The sequence below is a fragment of the Bradyrhizobium sp. CCGE-LA001 genome (assembly GCF_000296215.2).
Lineage (GTDB): Bacteria > Pseudomonadota > Alphaproteobacteria > Rhizobiales > Xanthobacteraceae > Bradyrhizobium.
In genome coordinates, this window is the sequence record NZ_CP013949.1 from 5,339,296 (window position 1) to 5,358,724 (window position 19,429).

At 65.6% G+C, this 19,429-nt stretch carries 17 protein-coding genes; 11 read left to right on the top strand and 6 right to left on the bottom strand.

All coding sequences use genetic code 11. The annotated features are described in order from the left end of the window. The first annotated feature begins 29 nt into the window (after nucleotides 1-29). Nucleotides 30-464, top strand: a complete 435-nt coding sequence (locus tag BCCGELA001_RS25045) for a hypothetical protein (protein ID WP_008554870.1) — start codon at nucleotides 30-32, stop codon at nucleotides 462-464. A 2-nt stretch (nucleotides 465-466) separates the two neighbouring features. On the opposite strand, the gene BCCGELA001_RS25050 is transcribed toward BCCGELA001_RS25045, so the two are convergent. Further along, nucleotides 467-2,866, bottom strand: a complete 2,400-nt coding sequence (locus BCCGELA001_RS25050) for a bifunctional diguanylate cyclase/phosphodiesterase (RefSeq protein WP_008554873.1) — start codon at nucleotides 2,864-2,866, stop codon at nucleotides 467-469. Between the two features lie 241 nt (nucleotides 2,867-3,107). After that, nucleotides 3,108-3,614, bottom strand: coding sequence for a YciE/YciF ferroxidase family protein (locus BCCGELA001_RS25055; RefSeq protein ID WP_008554874.1), 507 nt, complete (start codon nucleotides 3,612-3,614; stop codon nucleotides 3,108-3,110). A gap of 426 nt (nucleotides 3,615-4,040) precedes the next feature. Here BCCGELA001_RS25055 and BCCGELA001_RS25060 point away from each other — a divergent pair, with 426 nt between their 5' ends. The 9 genes from BCCGELA001_RS25060 to BCCGELA001_RS25100 all read left to right on the top strand — a co-directional run bounded on the left by BCCGELA001_RS25060 (nucleotide 4,041) and on the right by BCCGELA001_RS25100 (nucleotide 15,968). Continuing rightward, entirely contained in the window at nucleotides 4,041-5,123 is a 1,083-nt protein-coding gene (locus BCCGELA001_RS25060; RefSeq protein WP_060736567.1) for a lysylphosphatidylglycerol synthase transmembrane domain-containing protein, read from the top strand. A gap of 92 nt (nucleotides 5,124-5,215) precedes the next feature. Next, a complete protein-coding gene (locus BCCGELA001_RS25065; RefSeq protein WP_060737819.1) occupies nucleotides 5,216-7,168 on the top strand; it encodes a hypothetical protein in 1,953 nt (650 codons plus the stop codon). Between the two features lie 370 nt (nucleotides 7,169-7,538). Continuing rightward, complete coding sequence (locus BCCGELA001_RS25070) at nucleotides 7,539-8,891, top strand: MFS transporter (protein WP_060736568.1); 1,353 nt, start codon at nucleotides 7,539-7,541, stop codon at nucleotides 8,889-8,891. A 123-nt stretch (nucleotides 8,892-9,014) separates the two neighbouring features. Next, entirely contained in the window at nucleotides 9,015-9,920 is a 906-nt protein-coding gene (locus BCCGELA001_RS25075; protein WP_008554896.1) for a LysR substrate-binding domain-containing protein, read from the top strand. A gap of 129 nt (nucleotides 9,921-10,049) precedes the next feature. Then, on the top strand, nucleotides 10,050-10,994 hold the full coding sequence (gene kdgD / locus BCCGELA001_RS25080) for a 5-dehydro-4-deoxyglucarate dehydratase (RefSeq protein WP_008554897.1): 945 nt from the start codon (nucleotides 10,050-10,052) through the stop codon (nucleotides 10,992-10,994). A gap of 25 nt (nucleotides 10,995-11,019) precedes the next feature. Then, nucleotides 11,020-12,363: a glucarate dehydratase gene (gene gudD / locus BCCGELA001_RS25085; protein ID WP_008554899.1), complete on the top strand. Its 1,344-nt coding sequence runs from the start codon at nucleotides 11,020-11,022 to the stop codon at nucleotides 12,361-12,363. Between the two features lie 19 nt (nucleotides 12,364-12,382). Next, complete coding sequence (locus tag BCCGELA001_RS25090; RefSeq protein WP_008554900.1) at nucleotides 12,383-13,831, top strand: aldehyde dehydrogenase family protein; 1,449 nt, start codon at nucleotides 12,383-12,385, stop codon at nucleotides 13,829-13,831. A gap of 122 nt (nucleotides 13,832-13,953) precedes the next feature. Next, complete coding sequence (gene garD, locus BCCGELA001_RS25095; RefSeq protein ID WP_060736569.1) at nucleotides 13,954-15,495, top strand: galactarate dehydratase; 1,542 nt, start codon at nucleotides 13,954-13,956, stop codon at nucleotides 15,493-15,495. A gap of 203 nt (nucleotides 15,496-15,698) precedes the next feature. Continuing rightward, nucleotides 15,699-15,968, top strand: a complete 270-nt coding sequence (locus BCCGELA001_RS25100) for a hypothetical protein (protein ID WP_008566736.1) — start codon at nucleotides 15,699-15,701, stop codon at nucleotides 15,966-15,968. 56 nt (nucleotides 15,969-16,024) lie between these two features. Here the strand turns inward: BCCGELA001_RS25100 and BCCGELA001_RS25105 are convergent, their stop codons facing one another. Together BCCGELA001_RS25105 and BCCGELA001_RS25110 are read right to left on the bottom strand one after the other, a co-directional pair. Continuing rightward, complete coding sequence (locus tag BCCGELA001_RS25105) at nucleotides 16,025-16,621, bottom strand: DUF2147 domain-containing protein (RefSeq protein ID WP_060737820.1); 597 nt, start codon at nucleotides 16,619-16,621, stop codon at nucleotides 16,025-16,027. A gap of 123 nt (nucleotides 16,622-16,744) precedes the next feature. Next, on the bottom strand, nucleotides 16,745-17,773 hold the full coding sequence (locus tag BCCGELA001_RS25110; RefSeq protein WP_060736570.1) for an NAD(P)/FAD-dependent oxidoreductase: 1,029 nt from the start codon (nucleotides 17,771-17,773) through the stop codon (nucleotides 16,745-16,747). A 181-nt stretch (nucleotides 17,774-17,954) separates the two neighbouring features. Here BCCGELA001_RS25110 and BCCGELA001_RS25115 point away from each other — a divergent pair, with 181 nt between their 5' ends. Next, complete coding sequence (locus BCCGELA001_RS25115) at nucleotides 17,955-18,422, top strand: acyl-CoA thioesterase (RefSeq protein ID WP_060736571.1); 468 nt, start codon at nucleotides 17,955-17,957, stop codon at nucleotides 18,420-18,422. Between the two features lie 57 nt (nucleotides 18,423-18,479). Here the strand turns inward: BCCGELA001_RS25115 and BCCGELA001_RS25120 are convergent, their stop codons facing one another. After that, a complete protein-coding gene (locus tag BCCGELA001_RS25120; RefSeq protein ID WP_060736572.1) occupies nucleotides 18,480-18,800 on the bottom strand; it encodes a 2Fe-2S iron-sulfur cluster-binding protein in 321 nt (106 codons plus the stop codon). Between the two features lie 166 nt (nucleotides 18,801-18,966). Then, nucleotides 18,967-19,341, bottom strand: coding sequence for an Hpt domain-containing protein (locus BCCGELA001_RS25125; protein ID WP_144441463.1), 375 nt, complete (start codon nucleotides 19,339-19,341; stop codon nucleotides 18,967-18,969). Between the last annotated feature and the right edge of the window lie 88 nt (nucleotides 19,342-19,429).

Here is a 19,429-nt window from a genome sequence, read left to right on the forward strand (position 1 = left end):
ATCGCCCTCGCCCATCCTACAAGCGTGGCATGGCTGAGACGACCTTTTTTCCGCGCCGCCTGATTCTCGGTGCCGCCCTGATATCAGGCGTGCTGCTCGCGCTCGCAGTACACATGCTGGGCGCGCGCTACGGACTCGATCTCGGCGGCCTCTGGCGCTCGAACACCCACGAGTTCATGCCGGCCGGCGCGGCCATCGCCTGGTGGCTCATCGCGACGGTCGGCTTCTCCGGCGGCTATTTCACCGCGACCCTGATGCAGAGTGCCGTCGACGGCCAGATCCCGCACCGCATGCGGCAGTTCCTGATCGGTGTCGGCGTCCTCTTGCTTGCGGGCGCGGGACAGGCGGCCTCGGCACCTAGTGCGGTCCCGACCATTTCCGGCGTGCTGGCCGCCCTTGCGGCGCTGTGCCTCGGCGCGGTGATGGCGTTCTGCGGTGCGCATTTCGCGCTGCGCCGCGGCTGACTTCAAGCAGATGCGCGCAGCCGCGGGCCTTCCAGCATCATCGCGACATCGGACGCGGGCCGCGGCTTGCTGAACAGATAACCCTGCGCCTGGGTGCAGCCCTCGCGGCGGAGCAGCTCGAGCTGCGCGTCGTTCTCGACGCCTTCCGCGGTGGTGACGATGCCGAGGCTGCGGCCGAGACCGGTCACGGCGCGGATGATCGCCATGGAATCCTCCCGCGTCGCCAGCTCCGAGACGAAGGAGCGGTCGATCTTGATCTTGTCGAACGGGAAGCTGCGCAGATAGCTCAACGATGAATAGCCGGTGCCGAAATCGTCGAGCGAGATCCGCACGCCCATGGCGCGCAGCTCGTGCAAGGTGGTCAGGGTCGCCTCGCTGTTCTGGAGCAGGACCGATTCGGTGATCTCGAGCTCGAGGCGGCGCGCATCCAGTCCCGAAGCGGCCAGCGCCTCGGTCACGGACGCGATCAGGTTCGGGCTCTTGAACTGCACCGGCGACAGGTTGACGGCGACGTCGACGTCGTCGGGCCAGGTCGCCGCGTCGGTGCAGGCCGAGCGCAGCACGAACTCGCCGAGCTGGACGATCAGGCCGGTCTCCTCGGCCAGCGGGATGAAGTGGATCGGCGCGATCAGCCCGCGCTGCGGATGGTTCCAGCGCAGCAGCGCCTCGAAGGCCACGACGCGGCCGCTCGCGACGTCGCGGATCGGCTGATAGTACACCTCGAACTCGGCGCGCTGCAGCGCCGCGCGCAGATCCATTTCCAACAGGCGCCGCGCCTGTGCGCGCGCATCCATGCCGGTCTCGAAGAAGCGATAGGTGCCGCGTCCGTCCGCCTTGGCGCGGTAGAGCGCGAGGTCGGCGTTCTTGAGCAGTTCGTCCGGATTGTTGCCGTCCTGCGGCGACAGGGAGATGCCGATCGAGACGCCGATCACGATCTGATGGTCGTCGATCTCGTAGGGCGCCGAGACCACCTCGACGAGGCGGCCGGCAAGCGACCTTGCGGCAGTTTCCTCGGAACGTCCGATCTGCACCACTGCGAATTCGTCGCCGCCGAGCCGCGCCACGGTGTCGTGCTCGCCGACGGTCGCCTTCAGCCTGCGGCCGACCTCCTTGAGCAGCGCATCGCCGATGGGATGGCCGAGCGAGTCGTTGATGTCCTTGAAGTGATCGAGATCGAGGCAAAGCACCGCGAGCTGGTCGCCCGACTTTGTCCGGCGCAGCCCCTGCTCGAGCTGTTCGTGGAACAGCACCCGGTTCGGCAGGCTGGTCAGCGCGTCATGGCGCGCCATGTGCGAGATCTTGGCCTGCGCCTCCAGCCATTCGGTGATGTCCTCGAAGGTCGCGACCCAGCCGCCGCCTTGCATCGGCTGGTTGACGACCCGGATCGAGCGGCCGAAGCGGTTGACGACGTCGGTCGTGGTGCGACCCTCGCGTGCGTCGGCCACCAGGCGAGCGAAGAATTCGTCGGCATCGCCCTGCCACTGGCCCTTGGCCTGCTCTTCCCTGAGCACGTCGACCAGCAGGCGGCCGGTGAGCAGGATGTCGGTGCGGCGGAGCATCGCGGCATAGCGCTCGTTGAACAGGATGATCTTGCCGTCCGCGTCGAACATGCAGAGCCCCTGCGACATGTTCTCGAGCGCGCTGTCCAGCACGATCTGCTGACGGCCCAATTCGCCCTTGGCGCGGCGGTCGAGCAGCGCGGCCACGAGCGCTATCGCGATGATCGCGACCGCGGCGCTGGCGGTGAGGAAGGACAGCGAGGCCGGTGGAATCGAGAGTCCGCTGATCGCGAGCGTCGGGTCCGGCGTCAGCAGCACCGCGCCCATCGCGGTGAAATGATGTGCGACGATCGCAACCGTCAGCAGGGTGGTCGCCGTCAGCGCATGCGAGAGGTCGTCGCGCCGCGCGGCGATGAGCAATGCGGACGCCGCAAAGACGATTCCGAACAGCACCGAAGCAATAACCGTGCTTGCGATCCAGTTGACCCGTGCCGGCATCTCCAGCGCCGCCATGCCGGTGTAATGCATCGCCGCGACACCCATGCCGACGATGGCGCCGCCGACCACGATCCAGAGCGGGCGCGAGGACGAGACCGCGATGCTCAGCCCCACGAAGGTCACGGAGATCGCAAGGATCAGGGAGAGGATCGTCACCGGGATGTTGTAGGCGCCGGTGCCGCCTGGCCCGTAGGCGAGCATCGCGATGAAATGCGTGGCCCAGATACCGCATCCGCTGACGGCAGCATCCAGAGCGATCCAGGCCACACGCCCGGATCCATGCGTCGCGCGCGCGCGCTGAAACAGGCTGATCGCCGCCGCGCTGGCGAGCAGACATACCGCGCCGCCGAGGGCGACCAGTCGCCAGTCGTGCTCGTCGCTGAGACAGTAGAGAACTTGATACATTGCCGGCCCCTCTCGACCGGCACTTGAGCCGACAGAGATGGACGATCGGTAACCGACTACAAACCCATTCCGGGAATGGTGAACGGGAGATGTGCGCGTTCGCTCACATTGTTGATCGATCACGCCCGCGGCAAAGAGCAGGACGGCCGCGGATCCGGGGCTTGGCAGGGACTAGGCAAGAACCTGGCAAGCAAAAGCGCCGCGCGGATGACCGCGCGGCGCCCCCTGACCTGTCGTTGCATCAGCTCGCCGCGCGCAGGTTCACCTTGCTCTCGGCAAGTGTCGTCAGCTTCTGGTCGGTCGCCTTCTCCTCCTCGAGCGTCTTGGCGAGCACGCTGGCGCAGTCGTTGCGGCCGAGCTGCTTGGCCCAGGCGATCAGGCTGCCGTAGCGGACGATCTCGTAATGTTCGGCAGCCTGCGCCGCATTGATCAGCGCCGCGTCGAGCACGGCCTTATCGGCGACCTCGCCGGCGGTCTCGTCGGCTTCCTCGATGATACCGTCGATGGCCGGGCAATCGACCGCCTTCACGGGAACGCCATGCATCTTGAACACTTCCTCGAGCCGCGCGACGTGCTGCTTGGTTTCTTCGAGGTGCGTCAAAAAGCCCTGTTTCAGCTGCGGATCGGTGGCTTTGCTTGCCATCTTCGGCAGCGCCTTGGTGAGCTGCTGCTCGGCGTAATAGATATCCTGCAGCTGATGCACGAACAGATCGTTCATGGTCTTGATGTCTTTTGTGAACAGTCCCATCGTTCCGATCCTCTCGGTTTCGGGGAACACGACGGTATCGGCCCGCACGAAAGGCCGCATATTTCGCCATGTTCGATTGTTGATTGGACGCTAACGGGAAAGACAGCATCGACGTTCCAAAAAAGCTGCGCATCGCTTGCGCTGGAACAATGCCGGCCGCACCAGAATTTGACATCATGTCGACACCCCGGCGCCGTCCGGGGCCGTCATTCGACTCATATGCTTAACGCGCGGCCGATGTGAACGGCGTATGACGAAAGTAGCCGGTCGGACGCAGAACCTATCCTTGTCAAGGGCTGCACAAGTCGCCGTTTTTGCCTTAAATGAGCTACATCATGTCTAGCGATCGACGCCGACCCTCGGCCGTGATCGTACCTGATCGGCCAATGCCTGGCTGGATCGTCTTGCCCCCCGCCGGGAGGATGAATGCACGGACTGCTGCCCGCGCTGAAGCGCGGCTTCAATAGATGGATCGGCTGGCGACGCCTCGGCATTGCCGCCAGCGTCTTCATCATCGCCTTGGCGATCACCACGCTGGTTCGAACCCTCAAGGGCATCGATACCGGGGTGATCCTGACGGCGCTGACCGAGATTCCTCGCGGCAATATCGGGCTGGCGGCGATCTGCGTCTTCTTCGCCTTCTGTACGCTGACGTTCTACGACTATTTTGCACTGCGAACGATCGGCAAGAAGCACGTGCCGTATCGCATCGCGGCGCTCTCCAGCTTCACGTCCTATTCGATCGGCCACAACATCGGCGCCACCGTCTTCACCGGCGGCGCGATCCGTTTCCGGATCTATTCGGATTACGGGCTGAATGCGATCGACGTCGCCAAGATCTGCTTTCTATCGGGCCTGACCTTCTGGCTCGGTAACATCTTCGTGCTTTCGATCGGTTTGGCGATCCATCCGGATGCGGCGTCCTCGATGGATCAGCTTCCTCCGTCGATCAACCGGCTGATCGCGCTCGGCGGCCTTGCCTCGATCGGCGCCTATCTGGTCTGGCTCTGCATGGGCGAGAAGCGGCGGGAGCTCGGCCAGAAGGGCTGGAAAGTGGTGCTGCCCTCGGCGCCGCTGACGCTGGTGCAAATCCTGATCGGCGTGGTCGATCTCGGCTTCTGCGCCATGGCGATGTATCTGCTGATGCCCGCCAATCCGCCGATCGACTTCATGTCGCTCGCGGTGGTGTTCATCCTGGCGACGCTGATCGGCTTTGCCAGCCACGCGCCCGGCTCGCTCGGCGTGTTCGATGCCGCGATGCTGGTGGCGCTGCCCCAGTTCGGGCGCGAGGAGCTTCTGGCGACGCTGCTGGTGTTCCGCCTCCTTTATTTCGTGATCCCGTTCGGCCTCGCCATCTCCATCATGGGCACGCGCGAGCTCTGGATGAACGTGGTCGCCCCCTGGCAGGAGCGGCGGCGGCTGGCGGAGGCCTGCGCCCAGGCCAATCTACCCACGCAGGTGGCCGCGATGGAGCGCGAACGCGCGCGGCGGCAGGCCGGTAAGCGGTAGGGCCGCTCCTCAAACCCGTCAGACAAAGGTTGCAGGCGGGAGAGCAATCCTCTCTTATTTCCGCCTCAACTTTGCCGTTGAACACGCGGGCCATGATCCCTCTCGCCATCCGTACTCTCTCCGCAGGCGCCCTGCTGCTTGCCGGGATTCTGATCGCCTTGGCGCCCGAGCGCGCCGCCGCGCAGGGCGCCGGCGCCATACAGATCAGCTGGGAGGTGCGCAACCGCTTCCGCCTGTTCCGCGAGGAGCGCGATTTCCTGCTCCATGTCGAGAATGCGCGCAACCGCAGCATCCTGGCCGCCGAGCAGTCGCTGGAGCTCCAGAGCGAAGGCCGCGGCTGGGCCCGCAACATGGTCAACCGCCTCTGCATCGACCTGCAGGGCCGGGTCAACCAGCCCTGCACCCGCGACAACGTCAAGGAGAACTACATCACTCCGATCGACCATCCCGTCACCGTGCGCCTCGACGGCGCAGTGCCGGTCGGCGCCACCTGCGCCTGGTCGTTCGACGACGGCGACGGGCCGCAGACTTCGACCTTCGACTGCGCCGAGCCGATCAATTTGCGGGTCCGCTACGGCAAGCAGACGGTCGCGACCGTCGACGTCTCCTCCGGCTCCGATCCGACCCAGCGGGTCCAGGCCGAGATCCAGGTCCGCGACATCTTCGTCGCCGGCCTGGGCGACAGCATCGCTTCCGGCGAAGGCAATCCGGACCGGCCACTGGCGCTCTCGGACGAAGGCTTCTGCTTCCGCTCCTATCTCGGCACGGCCGGCGCGCAATATTACCGGCCGAGCCGCCACGGCTTCAAGGGCGGCCGTGCCTGCGAGGCGCCGGATACGCTCGCCAACTGGCAGCGCTACAGCGCGCTCTGGTTCAACGCGCCCTGCCATCGCTCGCTCTACAGCTACCAGGCCCGCACGGCGCTGGCGCTCGCGGTGCGCTACACCCACATCGCCGTGACCTTCCTGCCGCTCGCCTGCACCGGCGCCAGCATCGGCGACGGGCTGCTCGGTTCGCAACGCGCCCGCGAATGCCCGCCCGGCAAGACCGGCGTGTGCAACACCAGCGTGAACGCCCAGGTCGCCGAGCTGCGCGAGGCGCTCACCGCGGCGAAGAAACGCCAGCCCGACCGCACGCTCGATCTCGTGCTGTTGTCGGTTGGCGCCAACGACGTCTACTTCTCCGGCCTCGTCGCCGACGTCATCGTCGACACCACCACCGAACGAGCGCTGTTCCGCCGCTCCGGCGTGATGGCGAGCGTCGACGATTCCCGTGATGCGCTCCAGCGAGAGCTGCCGCAGAACTTCGTCAAGCTGCGCGAGGCGCTCAAGCCCCTGGTTGGCGGCGACCTCTCGCGCGTGGTCTACGTCTCCTACGCCAACCCGGCGCTCGCGGACGGCGGCGTGCCGTGCCGCGGCGGCCGCGCCGGCTTCGACATCCATCCGTCATTCAACGCCGACCCACAACGCCTCGCCCGCGTCTCGACCTTCGTCGACACAGAATTCCTGCCGCAGTTGAAAGGGCTCGCCACCTGCACCCGCGGCGCGCTGTGCCGCGATCCGGAAGCCGACCGCATGACCTTCGTCGACGCGCATCAGGCCGCGTTCGCCGATCACGGCTTCTGCGCGCATTCCGGCAACGATCCAGAATTCGACCGCAGCTGCTTTGCCGAGAACGGCCAGAGCTTCAATCCTGATATCGTGACGGCGGCGAGCCAGCCAATGCTGTGCGGCCGCGGCGCCTCGGAATACCGCGCCTACCTGCCGCGCGCGCGCTGGATTCGCGATGCCAATGACAGCTATTTCGCCGCGATGACCTATCCGCAAGGCTTGCCAGCCGCGAGCCAGCCGACCGACATTCACGACGCGACCTGGGGCGTGCTCTCCGCCGTCTATGGCGGCGCCGTGCATCCGAGCGCTGAAGGCCATGCCGCGATGGCGGATGCCGCACTGCCCGCCGCGAGCGCCGTGCTCGGCCTCGATGCCGTGCCACCGAACGTGACGCGCGGATTGCTGCCGCAGCTGTTGCCGAGCGCAAGGCAGTAGGCGCCGGCTTCGTAGCCCGGATGAGCGCAGCGACATCCGGGACCGCTCTCCCCGCATATCGCTTCGCTCATGCGGGCTTCGCGCTGCCTCCGCTGACTCGGTGTCGTCGCCCGCGCAGGCGGGCGATCCGTACGCCGCAGCAGCCGTGATTGAATCGGGGCGCCGCGGCGTACTGGATTCCCCGCCTTCGCGGGAAATGACAGCGGTTTGCATGGCGCGAGTTCGCAACCTCTACATCGTTCCCTCTCCCCGCCTTTCCATCAATCCAAAAACGGCATCGATCGATACTGCCTTGAACTTGGACACGTCACAGCGCGCGCCTCTAGGACTCGCCTCGGGGAAACGGGCCGAGACTTAAGGGAGGCGCGTGATGAGCGCAGTGGTGTCCGCAGCGGACGTGAGGAGGTCTCGCGTCAGGCTGTTCATCGTGACCATGTTGTTCCTGGTCACCACCGTGAATTATGCCGACCGCGCGACGCTCTCGATCGCGGGTCCCGCGCTCTCCAAGGAGCTGCATCTCGATCCCGTCGCCATGGGCTGGATCTTCTCGGCCTTCGGCTGGTCCTATGTCTTGGCGCAGGTGCCGGGCGGCTGGCTGCTCGACCGCTTCGGCTCGCGGCTCGTCTATGCCTTCAGCATCATCATCTGGTCGCTGTTCACACTGATGCAGGGCTGGGTCGGCTTCCTCAGCGCCGGCACGGCCGTCGTCGTGCTGTTCGCGCTTCGCCTGCTCGTCGGCGTCGCGGAGGCCCCCTCCTTTCCCGCCAACGCCCGCATCGTCGCGGCCTGGTTTCCAAGCAGCGAGCGCGGCACCGCGTCGGCGTTCTTCAACTCCGGCCAGTATTTCGCCACCGTGATCTTCGCGCCGCTGATGGGCTGGATCGCGCACGCCTATGGCTGGCGCTTCGTGTTCTTCGTGATGGGCGCGCTCGGCATCGTCATGGGCTTCATCTGGCTCAAGACCATCTACGGCCCGAAGGAGCATCCTTCGATCAACGATGCCGAGTTCGAGTACATCAAGGAAGGCGGCGCGCTGGTCGATCTCGACGCGCCCATGGACGATTCGTTGCGCCGGCGCGCGCCCGAGGCCGGCTCAGGCTGGGACCACATCCGCCAGCTGCTCTCCAACCGCATGATGCTCGGCGTCTATCTCGGCCAGTACTGCATCAACACGCTGACCTATTTCTTCCTGACCTGGTTTCCGGTCTACCTCGTCAAGGAGCGCGGGCTGTCGATCCTGCAGGCCGGCTTCGTGGCAACGCTGCCCGCGTTGTGCGGCTTCATCGGCGGCGTGCTCGGCGGCATCATCTCCGATGCGATCCTGCGCAAGACGGGCTCGCTGACCATGGCGCGCAAGATCCCGATCGTCGGCGGCATGCTGCTGTCGATGTCGATTATCGCCTGCAACTATGTCGACGGACAGGCGCTGGTGGTCGGCTTCATGGCCCTCGCCTTCTTCGGCAAAGGCATCGGCGCGCTCGGCTGGGCCGTCGTCTCCGACACCTCGCCGAAGGAAGCCGGCGGCGTTTCCGGCGGCCTGTTCAACACCTTCGGCAACCTGTCCTCGATCACCACGCCGATCGTGATCGGCTACATCCTGGCCGCGACCGGCTCGTTCAACGGCGCGCTGGTGTTCGTCGGCCTCAACGCGCTGGTGGCGGCGTTCGCCTATCTCGTGATCGTCGGCAAGATCGAGCGGGTGACGCTCAAACGTTCCTCCTGAGGGCTCCCATGGGAGCTTGACCAGGCAACTCAACGGCGGCCCGCAAAGCCGCCGTCTTTGTTTTGGGGGTGATCGATGCTAGAAGTGCCGGGGAAACGCCTTATCCATCTAAGGCATGTATCGATGTTCGACCTCAACCAGCTCCGCTGTTTCGTCACGGTGGCGGAGGAATTGCATTTCGGCCGCGCCGCCGCGCGACTGAATATGACGCAGCCGCCGCTGTCCCGGCAGATCCAGGTGCTCGAGCACATCATCGATGCGCCGCTGCTGGAGCGCACCAGCCGCTCGGTGCGCCTGACGCCGGCGGGGCGCAGCTTCCTGCCGGAGGCGCGGCGCATCCTCAAGCTTGCGGAGAGCGCTTCGCAGGTCGCCCGCCGCATCGCGCTCGGCAAGACCGGCTCGCTGAAGATCGGCTTCACCGCCGCCGCGGCCTACGGCTTCCTGCCCGAGCTCGTCGCCGCCTGCCGCGCGAAATTGCCGGAGGTCGATTTCTCGCTGAAAGAGATGGTGTCGGGCGACCAGTTCGAGGCGCTCACCTCCGGCCAGATCGATGCCGGTCTTCTGAGGCCGCCGATCGCGCGGCCCGAGCTTGCCAGCCGCCGCGTCGTGGCCGAGCCCCTGCTCGCGGCGATCCCCAAGAAGCATCCGCTGGCCAGCGCCGACAGCATCACCATCAAGGATTTCGACGACCAGCCCTTCGTGATGTATTCGCCCTATGAGAGCCGGTACTTCCACGACCTTTTGGTGGCTCTGTTCACGCGCGCCGACGTGCTGCCCCGCTACGTCCAGCATCTGAGCCAGATCCACTCGATCCTCGCGATGGTCCGCGCCGGCCTCGGCCTTGCCATCGTGCCGGCGGCGGCGGCGAGCCTGAAGATCTCCGACGTCCGGCTGCGGCCGCTGAAGCTGCGCACGCGCGTTCCCGTGGAGCTGTTCATGGTCTGGCGCCGCGACGACGAGAATCCTCTGCTGTCGGCGCTGGTCAAAATCGCCGGCGAATTGTCCTCTGCGGAGCTGGTGGAGGATTGATGCTCAATCCGCATCGGTCGATATAGGCTTTGGCTTGGACGCGTATCGAACCGTCTCCTAAACACCGGCGCATGGACGCGCGGCTCTCGGCCCGCGTTCTCCACAACACGCACGAAGGGAGCCGCGCCCATGAGCAAGATGACCCCGCAGGAAATGGCCCAGAAGATCGGATCTGGCCTCCTGTCCTTCCCCGTCACGCCGTTTGGGGCGGACTATTCCTTCGACGAGGCGACCTACCGCGCCAATATGGACTGGCTGTGCGGTTATGACGTCGCAGGCCTGTTCGCCGCCGGCGGCACCGGCGAGTTCTTCTCGCTGACGCCGGCCGAAGTTCCTGAAGTGGTTAAGGTCGCCGTTGAGGAGACCAAGGGTCGCGTGCCCGTGCTCGCCGGCACCGGTTATGGCACGGCGATCGCCCGCGAGATCGCTGTTGGCGCGGAAAAGGCCGGCGCCGACGGCCTGTTGCTGCTGCCGCCCTATCTCACCCATGCCGAGCAGGACGGCCTTGCCGCCCACGTCGAGGCGGTCTGCGCCGCCGTGAAGATCGGCGTCATCGTCTACAACCGCGACAACGCCATCCTCCAGCCCGACACGCTCGCACGCCTTGCCGAGCGCTGCCCGAACCTCGTCGGCTACAAGGACGGCATCGGCGACATCGAGCTGATGACCCGCGTCTACACCAAGCTCGGCGACCGCCTCACCTATATCGGCGGACTGCCGACGGCGGAGACCTTCGCGCTGCCCTATCTCGACATGGGCGTGACGACCTATTCCTCCGCCGTGTTCAACTTCGTGCCGGAGTTCGCCACCAATTTCTACGCCGCGGTGCGCAGGCGCGACCATGAAGCGATCCATGCCGGCCTGAAGAACTTCATCCTGCCGTTGATCGCCATCCGCAACCGCAAGAAGGGCTATGCGGTCTCGATCATCAAGGCCGGCATGAAGGTGATCGGCCGCGACTCCGGCCCGGTCCGTCCGCCGCTGACCGATCTCACCGAGCAAGAGATCGCGGAACTGACCGCGCTGGTGAAGAATCTGCCCGCCATCCGATCGACACAACAGGCGGCAGAATAGCCGGCGACAACGGGAGGAGCGTGCAATGGCCCGGGCTGAAATTTCTGGCGCACCTGTCGTCACGGCGATGCAGGTGATTCCGGTCGCAGGCCGCGACAGCATGCTCCTCAACCTCAGCGGCGCGCATGCGCCGTTCTTCACCCGCAACATCGTCATCCTCACCGACAATGCCGGCCACACCGGCGTCGGCGAGGTGCCGGGCGGGCAGAAGATCTGGCAGACGCTGCAGGACGCGCGCGATCTCGTGATCGGCAAGACCGTCGGCGCGATGAACAACATCCTCGCCGATATCCGCACGGCTTTCGCCGACCGCGACGCCGGAGGCCGCGGCAAGCAGACTTTTGATCTCCGCGTGATGATCCACGCGGTCACCGCGATCGAATCCGCGCTGCTCGATCTGCTCGGCCAGCATCTCAATCTCCCGGTCGCGGCCCTGCTCGGCGAAGGCCAGCAGCGCAGCAGCGTCGAGACGCTCGGCTATCTCTTCTTCGTCGGCGATCGCCGGAAGTCGAAGCTCGATTACGTCAGCGACGAGACCGGCAAGGCTGAATGGTTCAACCTCCGCCATCAGGAAGCAATGACGCCGGAGGCCGTGGTGCGGCTCGCCGAGGCCACCCACGACCATTACGGCTTCACCGATTTCAAGCTCAAGGGCGGCGTGTTGCGCGGCGAGCAGGAGATCGAGGCGGTCACCGCGATCGCAAAACGCTTTCCGAGCGCGCGCGTGACGCTCGACCCCAATGGCGCCTGGTCGCTCGACGAGGCTGTCAGCCTTTGCAAGGACATGCACGGCATCCTCGCCTATGCCGAGGACCCCTGCGGCGCCGAAGCCGGCTTCTCCGGCCGGGAGATCATGGCCGAGTTCCGCCGCGCGACCGGCCTGCCCACGGCGACCAACATGGTCGCCACCGATTGGCGGCAGCTCTCCCACGCGCTCCGCCTGGGCGCGGTGGACATTCCGCTCGCCGATCCCCATTTCTGGACCATGCAGGGCTCGGTGCGCGTCGCCCAGACCTGCCGCGACAACGGCCTGACCTGGGGTTCGCACTCCAACAACCATTTCGACATTTCGCTCGCCATGTTCACCCATGTCGGCGCCGCCGCCCCCGGCAGGGTCACCGCGATCGACACCCACTGGATCTGGCAGGACGGCCAGGCGCTGACCAAGGAGCCGCTCCAGATCAAGGGCGGCAAGATCGCCGTCCCCGACAAGCCGGGCCTGGGCATCGAAATCGACAGGGCGGCCGTCGACGCCGCGCATGACCTCTACAAGCAGCATGGACTTGGCGCCCGCGATGACGCTATTGCCATGCAGGACCTGATCCCCGGCTGGACCTTCGACGACAAGCGTCCGTGCCTCGTGCGTTGAGAAAATCTCGGAGGACAACATGACGGCAATCCTGAAGAACTTCATCGGCGGCGAATGGGTCGACGGCTCCGGCGTCACCAGGAACATCAACCCGTCCAACACCAACGATCTCGTCGGCGAATATGCCAAGGCCGACAAGGCCCAGACCGAGAAGGCGATCGCCGCCGCCAAGGCCGCCTTCCCCGCCTGGGCGCAGTCGACGCCGCAGGTGCGCTATGATGCGCTGAACAAGATTTCCCTCGAGATCCTCGCCCGCAAGGAAGAGCTCGGCCGCCTGCTCGCCCGCGAGGAAGGCAAGACCCTGCCGGAAGGGATCGGCGAGGTCGCCCGCGCCGGCCAGATCTTTGCGTTCTTCGCCGGCGAAGCGCTACGCCTGATCGGCGAGAAGGGCGCCTCCGTGCGTCCCGGCCTCGACGTCGAGCTCACGCGCGAGCCGGTCGGCATCGTCGGCATGATCACGCCCTGGAATTTCCCGATCGCGATCCCCGCCTGGAAGATCGCGCCCGCGCTCTGCTACGGCAACACCGTCGTGTTCAAGCCGGCCGAGCTGGTGCCGGGCTCGGCGCATGCACTGTCCGAGATCATCACCCGCTCCGGCATTCCCGCCGGCGTGTTCAACCTCGTGGTCGGCTCCGGCTCCGTCGTCGGCCAGACCCTGCTCGATCACCCCGATGTGGCCGCGATCTCCTTCACCGGCTCGGTGCAGACCGGCCGCAAGATCGCGCAGGCCTGCGTGCTCTCGAACCCGATGAAGAAGTTCCAGCTCGAGATGGGCGGCAAGAACCCGCTGGTCGTGCTCGACGACGCGGACCTCAAGACCGCCGTCGAGGTCGCCGTCAACGGCGCCTATTTCTCGACCGGCCAGCGCTGCACCGCCTCCTCGCGCCTGATCGTCACCGAAGGCATCCACGACCGTTTCGTCGCGGCGATGGCCGAGCGCCTGAACAGCCTGTCGGTGGATGACGCGCTCAAGGCCGGCGTGCATATCGGCCCTGTGGTCGACCAGAGCCAGCTCGACCAGGACCTGCGCTACATCAAGATCGGCCAGGACGAGGGCGCCAAGCTCGCCTTCGGCGGCGAGCTGCTCAAGCGCGAGAACCCCGGCCACTACCTGCAGCCGGCGCTGTTCACCGAAGCCAACAACAACATGCGCATCGCGCGTGAAGAGATCTTTGGCCCGGTCGCCGCGGTCATTCGCGCCAAGAATTACGAAGAAGCGCTGGCGATCTCCAACGACACCGAGTTCGGCCTCGCCTCCGGCATCTGCACCACCAGCCTGAAATACGCCTCGCACTACAAGCGCAACAGCGAGTCCGGCATGGTGATGGTCAACCTGCCGACCGCCGGCGTCGACTATCACGTGCCGTTCGGCGGCCGGAAGGGTTCGAGCTACGGCGCCCGCGAGCAGGGCTCGTATGCGCGCGAGTTCTACACCACGGTGAAGACGGCTTACACGTTCCCGGGCTGACCACGGGAGGTCTCGTAGGGTGGGCAAAGCGAAGCGTGCCCACCGCCTACGTTCGATGTGAAGCATGGTGGGCACGGCGCGTTGCGCCTTTGCCCGTCCTACGGCTTCGGAGGCAAGCGCAGATGGACCAGGACGTCGCAGCGAAAGAGCAGCCCCGCTACATCAAACTCAACGAGCGCGACAATGTCGCCATCGTCGTCAATGATTTCGGGCTTCCCGCCGGCTCGCGCTTTGCCTGCGGGCTGACGCTGCGGGCCTTCGTGCCGCAGGGGCACAAGACGGCGCTGGTCGATATCGCGGAAGGCGCGCCGATCGTCCGCTATGGCGAGATCATCGGCTACGCGCTCTCCCCGATCCAGGCCGGCGAATGGGTCGACGAGGCGCGCATCCGCATGCCGGAGGCCCCTGCCCTCGACAAGCTCGAGATCTCGACCGCGGTCCCTGCGCCGCTGCCGCCGCTCGAAGGATTCACCTTCGAGGGCTACCGCAATCCGGACGGTTCGGTCGGCACCAAGAACATCCTCGGCATCTCCTCTTCCGTGCAATGCGTCAAGGGCACGATGGAATATGCGGTCAAGCGCATCCGCGCCGAGCTGCTGCCGAAGTACCCCAATGTCGACGACGTCGTGCCGTTGACGCACGCTTATGGCTGCGGCGTCGCCATCACCGCGCCCGACGCTGTCGTGCCGATCCGCACGCTGCAGAACATCGCGCTGAACCCGAATTTCGGCGGCGAGATCCTCGTCGTCGGCCTCGGCTGCGAGAAGCTCGCGCCCGAGCGGCTGGTGCCGGAAGGCATCAGCGACGCCATCGTGCGCATGCAGGACGAGGCCTTCGACGGTTTTGGCGCGATCGTCGATGCCATCATGACGCAAGCCGAGGCGCGGCTGAAGGTGCTCAACACCCGCAAGCGCGAGACCTGCCCCGCCTCCGATCTCGTCATCGGCCTGCAATGCGGCGGCAGCGATGCCTTCTCCGGCGTCACCGCCAACCCCGCCGTCGGCTTCGCCGCGGACCTGCTGGTGCGGGCCGGCGCCACCGTGATGTTCTCGGAAGTGACCGAGGTGCGCGACGCGATCCAGCTGCTCACGCGACGCGCCATCAACGAGGACGTCGGCCGCGCGCTGGTGCGTGAGATGGCCTGGTACGATTCCTATCTCGCCCGCGGCGGCGCCGACCGCAGCGCCAACACCACGCCCGGCAACAAGAAGGGCGGCCTTGCCAACATCGTCGAGAAGTCATTGGGCTCGATCGTCAAGTCGGGCTCGTCAGCCATCACCGGCGTGCTCTCGCCCGGCGAGAAGGCGACGCAAAAGGGCATGCTGTTCGCAGCAACGCCGGCCTCCGACTTCATCTGCGGCACGCTGCAGCTCGCCTCCGGCATGACACTGCAAGTGTTCACCACCGGCCGCGGCACGCCCTACGGTCTTGCGGCGGCGCCCGTGATCAAGGTCGCGACCCGCAGCGAGCTCGCCCGGCGCTGGAAGGACCTGATCGACTTCGACGCCGGCCGCATCGCCACCGGCGAGAAGACCATCGAGGAGACCGGCTGGGACCTGTTCCGCCTGATCCTCGACGTCGCCTCGGGCCGCACCAAGCCGTGGTCGGATCGCTGGGGCATCCACAACGATCTGACGCTGTTCAATCCGGCGCCGGTGACCTGAGGCCGGCAAGCCAAGAGATCACCGGCTCTTCCCCAAAACCGTCCTGAAACATCGGCGCGGAAAACTTCGTCCTCGTTTCGTCCTTGCGCATCAAGCAATCATTATATGCGCCGCAAGCGATGAGAACGTTCGCACATGAGCGAACCTGTCCCGGCACCGGGGCGACCAAACCTCCGATTGACATCTTCCACGGAGGTTTTCCAATGCGTGTCCTCTCGATGATTGCCGTTGCCGGCGCCATGATCGCGGGCTCGGCCGGCGCCTTCGCCACCGAGCTTCCCTCTTTCGAAGTGACATCGTTTCCGATCTCGACGACGCAGGTGCAGGTGCTCGGCGGCGCCGGCGTCGAGGAACAGTCGGCGAGCCCCGCGATGATCGTCTCCGGCATGCCCGCTTCGCCGGCGCAGGTCTCGGTGCTGTCGCCGCGGGTCAAGCAGCTCGCGAGCGCGGGTTCGGAGAGCCAGGCGCGCTAAGCTTTGCTTTGTCATTCCGGGTTCGGCGCTCAGCGCCGACCGGAACGGCACGTGCGTTACTGCTTGGGCGCCGGTGCCATCATCGCGCCGCCCTTCTTGGCCGCGGGTGTCGCGGACTTCGCGGTGGTGGCCTGGGCGGGGAGATATTTGGCGACGATGGCAGGATCGACCTGGGCGATGTTGGCATCCGGCAGGCGCGTCCAGGTTTCGTCCTTGCCGAGCAGCGCGATGCCGAGATAGCCGCGCAGCGTCAGGGTCTGGCCATCGGGACTGACCTTCATGTTGGCCTTCCAGATCTGGCCGTCGCGCGGATTGAGCACGTTGCCGCCTTCGTACTTCAATCCTTCGCGCTTCATGTTACGGACGAAGGAGATGCCGAGCACCGGCGCGTTCTTGCGATCGTCGGTGCACTTGCTGCAGACCTCGTTCGGATCGTCGCCGGGACGCGGGAAGGTCTTTGCGATCGCGCCTTCGAAGACCCCGTTGCGATCGACGAAGAGAAACCATCCGACCGTCTTGCCGTCTTCGACCTTCTGCCAGAGACCCGCCGCCGTGGGCTCCGCGGTCTGCGCCACGGACGGCGTCACCGCGGCCAGCGACAGTGCGAGCGCAAGAAAGGGGAGCAGTCGAAAGCTGGAAAAGAGAGTCCGCATCATCATCACCTTGCTGAGCCAATACCCTGCCAAGCCACAACCGCAATGGCCGCAGACTACGGCGATTTCGCGAACGGTTCCAGCACCAGAAACATGGGGCACGGCCTGCCCGCTCGGCTGCGGTCAGTTGACACCGAGCTTCTTTTGCAGGCTGGAGGACGAGGTCGTGTACTGGAACACGAGCCGCTTCTCCGGATAGACGTAGCGGTGGGCTTTTTGCGACATCAGCGCGCCCTCATGGAAGCCGCACAGGATCAGCTTGATCTTGCCGGGATAGGTGTTGATGTCGCCGATCGCGAAGATACCCGGCACATTGGTCTCGAACGCCGAGGTCTCGACCGGCACCAGATTGTTCTCCAGCGCAATGCCCCAGTTTGCGACCGGGCCGAGCTTCATCGTCAGTCCGAAGAACGGCAGCATGGCGTCGCAGGCGACCTCTGTCATGCTGTTGTCATTGCCCTTGACGGTGGCGCCGGTGAGTTTGCCGTCGGCGCCCGACAATGCGGTGACCTGACCGAGCGTCAGATCCATCTTGCCGCCCGCGACCAGCGCGCGCATCTGCTCGACGCTGTGCGGCGCGGCGCGAAACTCGTCGCGCCGATGCAGCAGCGTGATGCGCTTTGCCAGCGGATGCAGGTTGAGCGTCCAGTCGAGCGCGGAATCGCCGCCGCCGACGATCAGCACGTTCTTGTCGCGAAAGGTCTCCATCTTGCGCACGGCATAGTGCACCGAGGTGCCTTCATAGGCCTCGATCCCCGGCACCGGCGGACGCTTGGGCTGGAACGAGCCGCCGCCGGCCGCGATCACCACCACCTTGCATTCGAACACCTTGCCGGCATCGGTGGTGCAGCGAAACGCGGGATCGCCGATCTTCTCCACGGTCTCGATCATCTCGCCGAGATGGAAGGTCGGGTGGAACGGCTTGATCTGCTCCATCAGCGCGTCGGTCAGCCCCTGACCGGAAACCTGGGGAATGCCGGGAATGTCGTAGATCGGTTTTTCCGGGTAGAGCTCGGCGCACTGGCCGCCGACCTTGTCGAGGATGTCGACGAAATGCGCCTTCATGTCGAGAAGGCCGAGCTCGAAAGCGGCGAACAGACCGCAGGGGCCGGCGCCAATAATCAGCACATCGGTTTTGATCACGTCGCTCATGTCGTCTCTTTATCGGTCGTTATCGGTTGGACGGCGCCCGTTGGGCAGAGGTGACCCTGCCTGTCTAGCCAACGCGGATGGATCAGGGAAGGCATAAAAGCGGGAGCGCCCCGCGGCCGCGCCACTTGCCGGGTCGAGACAACTGGGCTGTAACGAGGACGGATATGACGGAGATCAATCGGTGAACGCACCAAGCCGCCTCGATACGACGCCGCGCCTGGAGGACTACCCCTACCGCCTCGGCGACAACGTCCGCTTCGGCGATCTCGATCCCAACCACCACGTCAACAACGCGGTCTACGCCACCTATTTCGAGACCGGCCGTGTCACGCTGATGAAGCTTCCGGAATACGGCCTGACGCCGCCGGGCCTTGCCTGGATCATGGTGCGGCTCGACGTCCATTTCCGCGCCGAGCTGCACTGGCCGAACACGATCGAGCTCGGCCTCGGCGTGGTGAAGCTCGGGCGAACGTCAGTGACCTTCGAGCAGGTCGTGTTTTCGCAAGGAAAGTGCATCGCCTCGGCGACGTCCGTCGGCGTGATGATTGACGAAGCGTCGCGCCGGCCGACGCCGCTCACCGCGGAGGTGATCGCCAAGCTGAGACCCTGGCACAAGCGCGGCATCGAGGTCGCGCCGCCCGGTCCATAGTTTGATCGAGAAGGACCAGGCTTTTACGATCAGGCTTGTAGGATCAGGCCGATAAAATCAGGCTTGGCGTTCGGGCGTTGCGACGACGAGCCCGTCGAGCTCGTCGGAGATCTTGATCTGGCAGGACAGGCGCGAGTTCGGACGCACGTCGAAGCCGAAGTCGAGCATGTCCTCTTCCATCGGCGTCGGGCTGCCGACCTTCTCGCGCCAGGCTTCGTCGACATAGACATGGCAGGTCGCGCACGCACAGGCGCCGCCGCATTCGGCCTCGATGCCGGGAATGCTGTTGCGGATGGCCGCTTCCATCACGGTTGCGCCGTTCTCGATTTCCACCGTGCGGGTTTCGCCCTTGTGGTCGACAAAGTGAATTTTGGCCATGTGTGCTCGTGCTGCCGCGATGCTGGGAATGAAGGAGGGTCCGGGCTGTCCTATAACGGGTCGGTCAGCCCGGCGCCATAGCGTTTTGAGGCGATCAAAATTCCCCTTTGCGGGAAGAAAATACGTCAAAACAAAAGAGTAAAGGCCACTTCCGACCCCTTCGGCCTCAGGGCTTGAGGATGGTCTCGATGGCGGCGCGGGCTTCGGTCACCGCCTCCTTCAGCGCGGCGAAGGCGCGGGGCCGGTCCTGGCCGGTCCGGATCGCGGTCTCCAGGTGAGCGGCGGCATCTGCGACCGCAAAGGCGCCGATCCCGCGCGCCGACCCCTTGAGCTTATGGGCGAGCGCGCCGGCCTCGGCCGGCAGCGCCGTCATGGCCGCGATCAGGCGGACCGCCTGCTCGGCGAACATGGCCAGCACTTCCTGCTCCAGCTCGGCATCACCAAGCGTCATCCGGGAGAGATGATCTAGGTCGAGAGGGCTGTCGATGGGTGCAAGCGGGGGCGAGGGCATCCAGTCCATCCGTTGCAGTTCAGGCGTCATGACCTAAGGCCCCGGCGTCGCGCGATGGTCCCGCCGTCCGGCGGTCAGTTCCGCCCACCCAAGCATGAAATTGGTTAACGAAATGTTT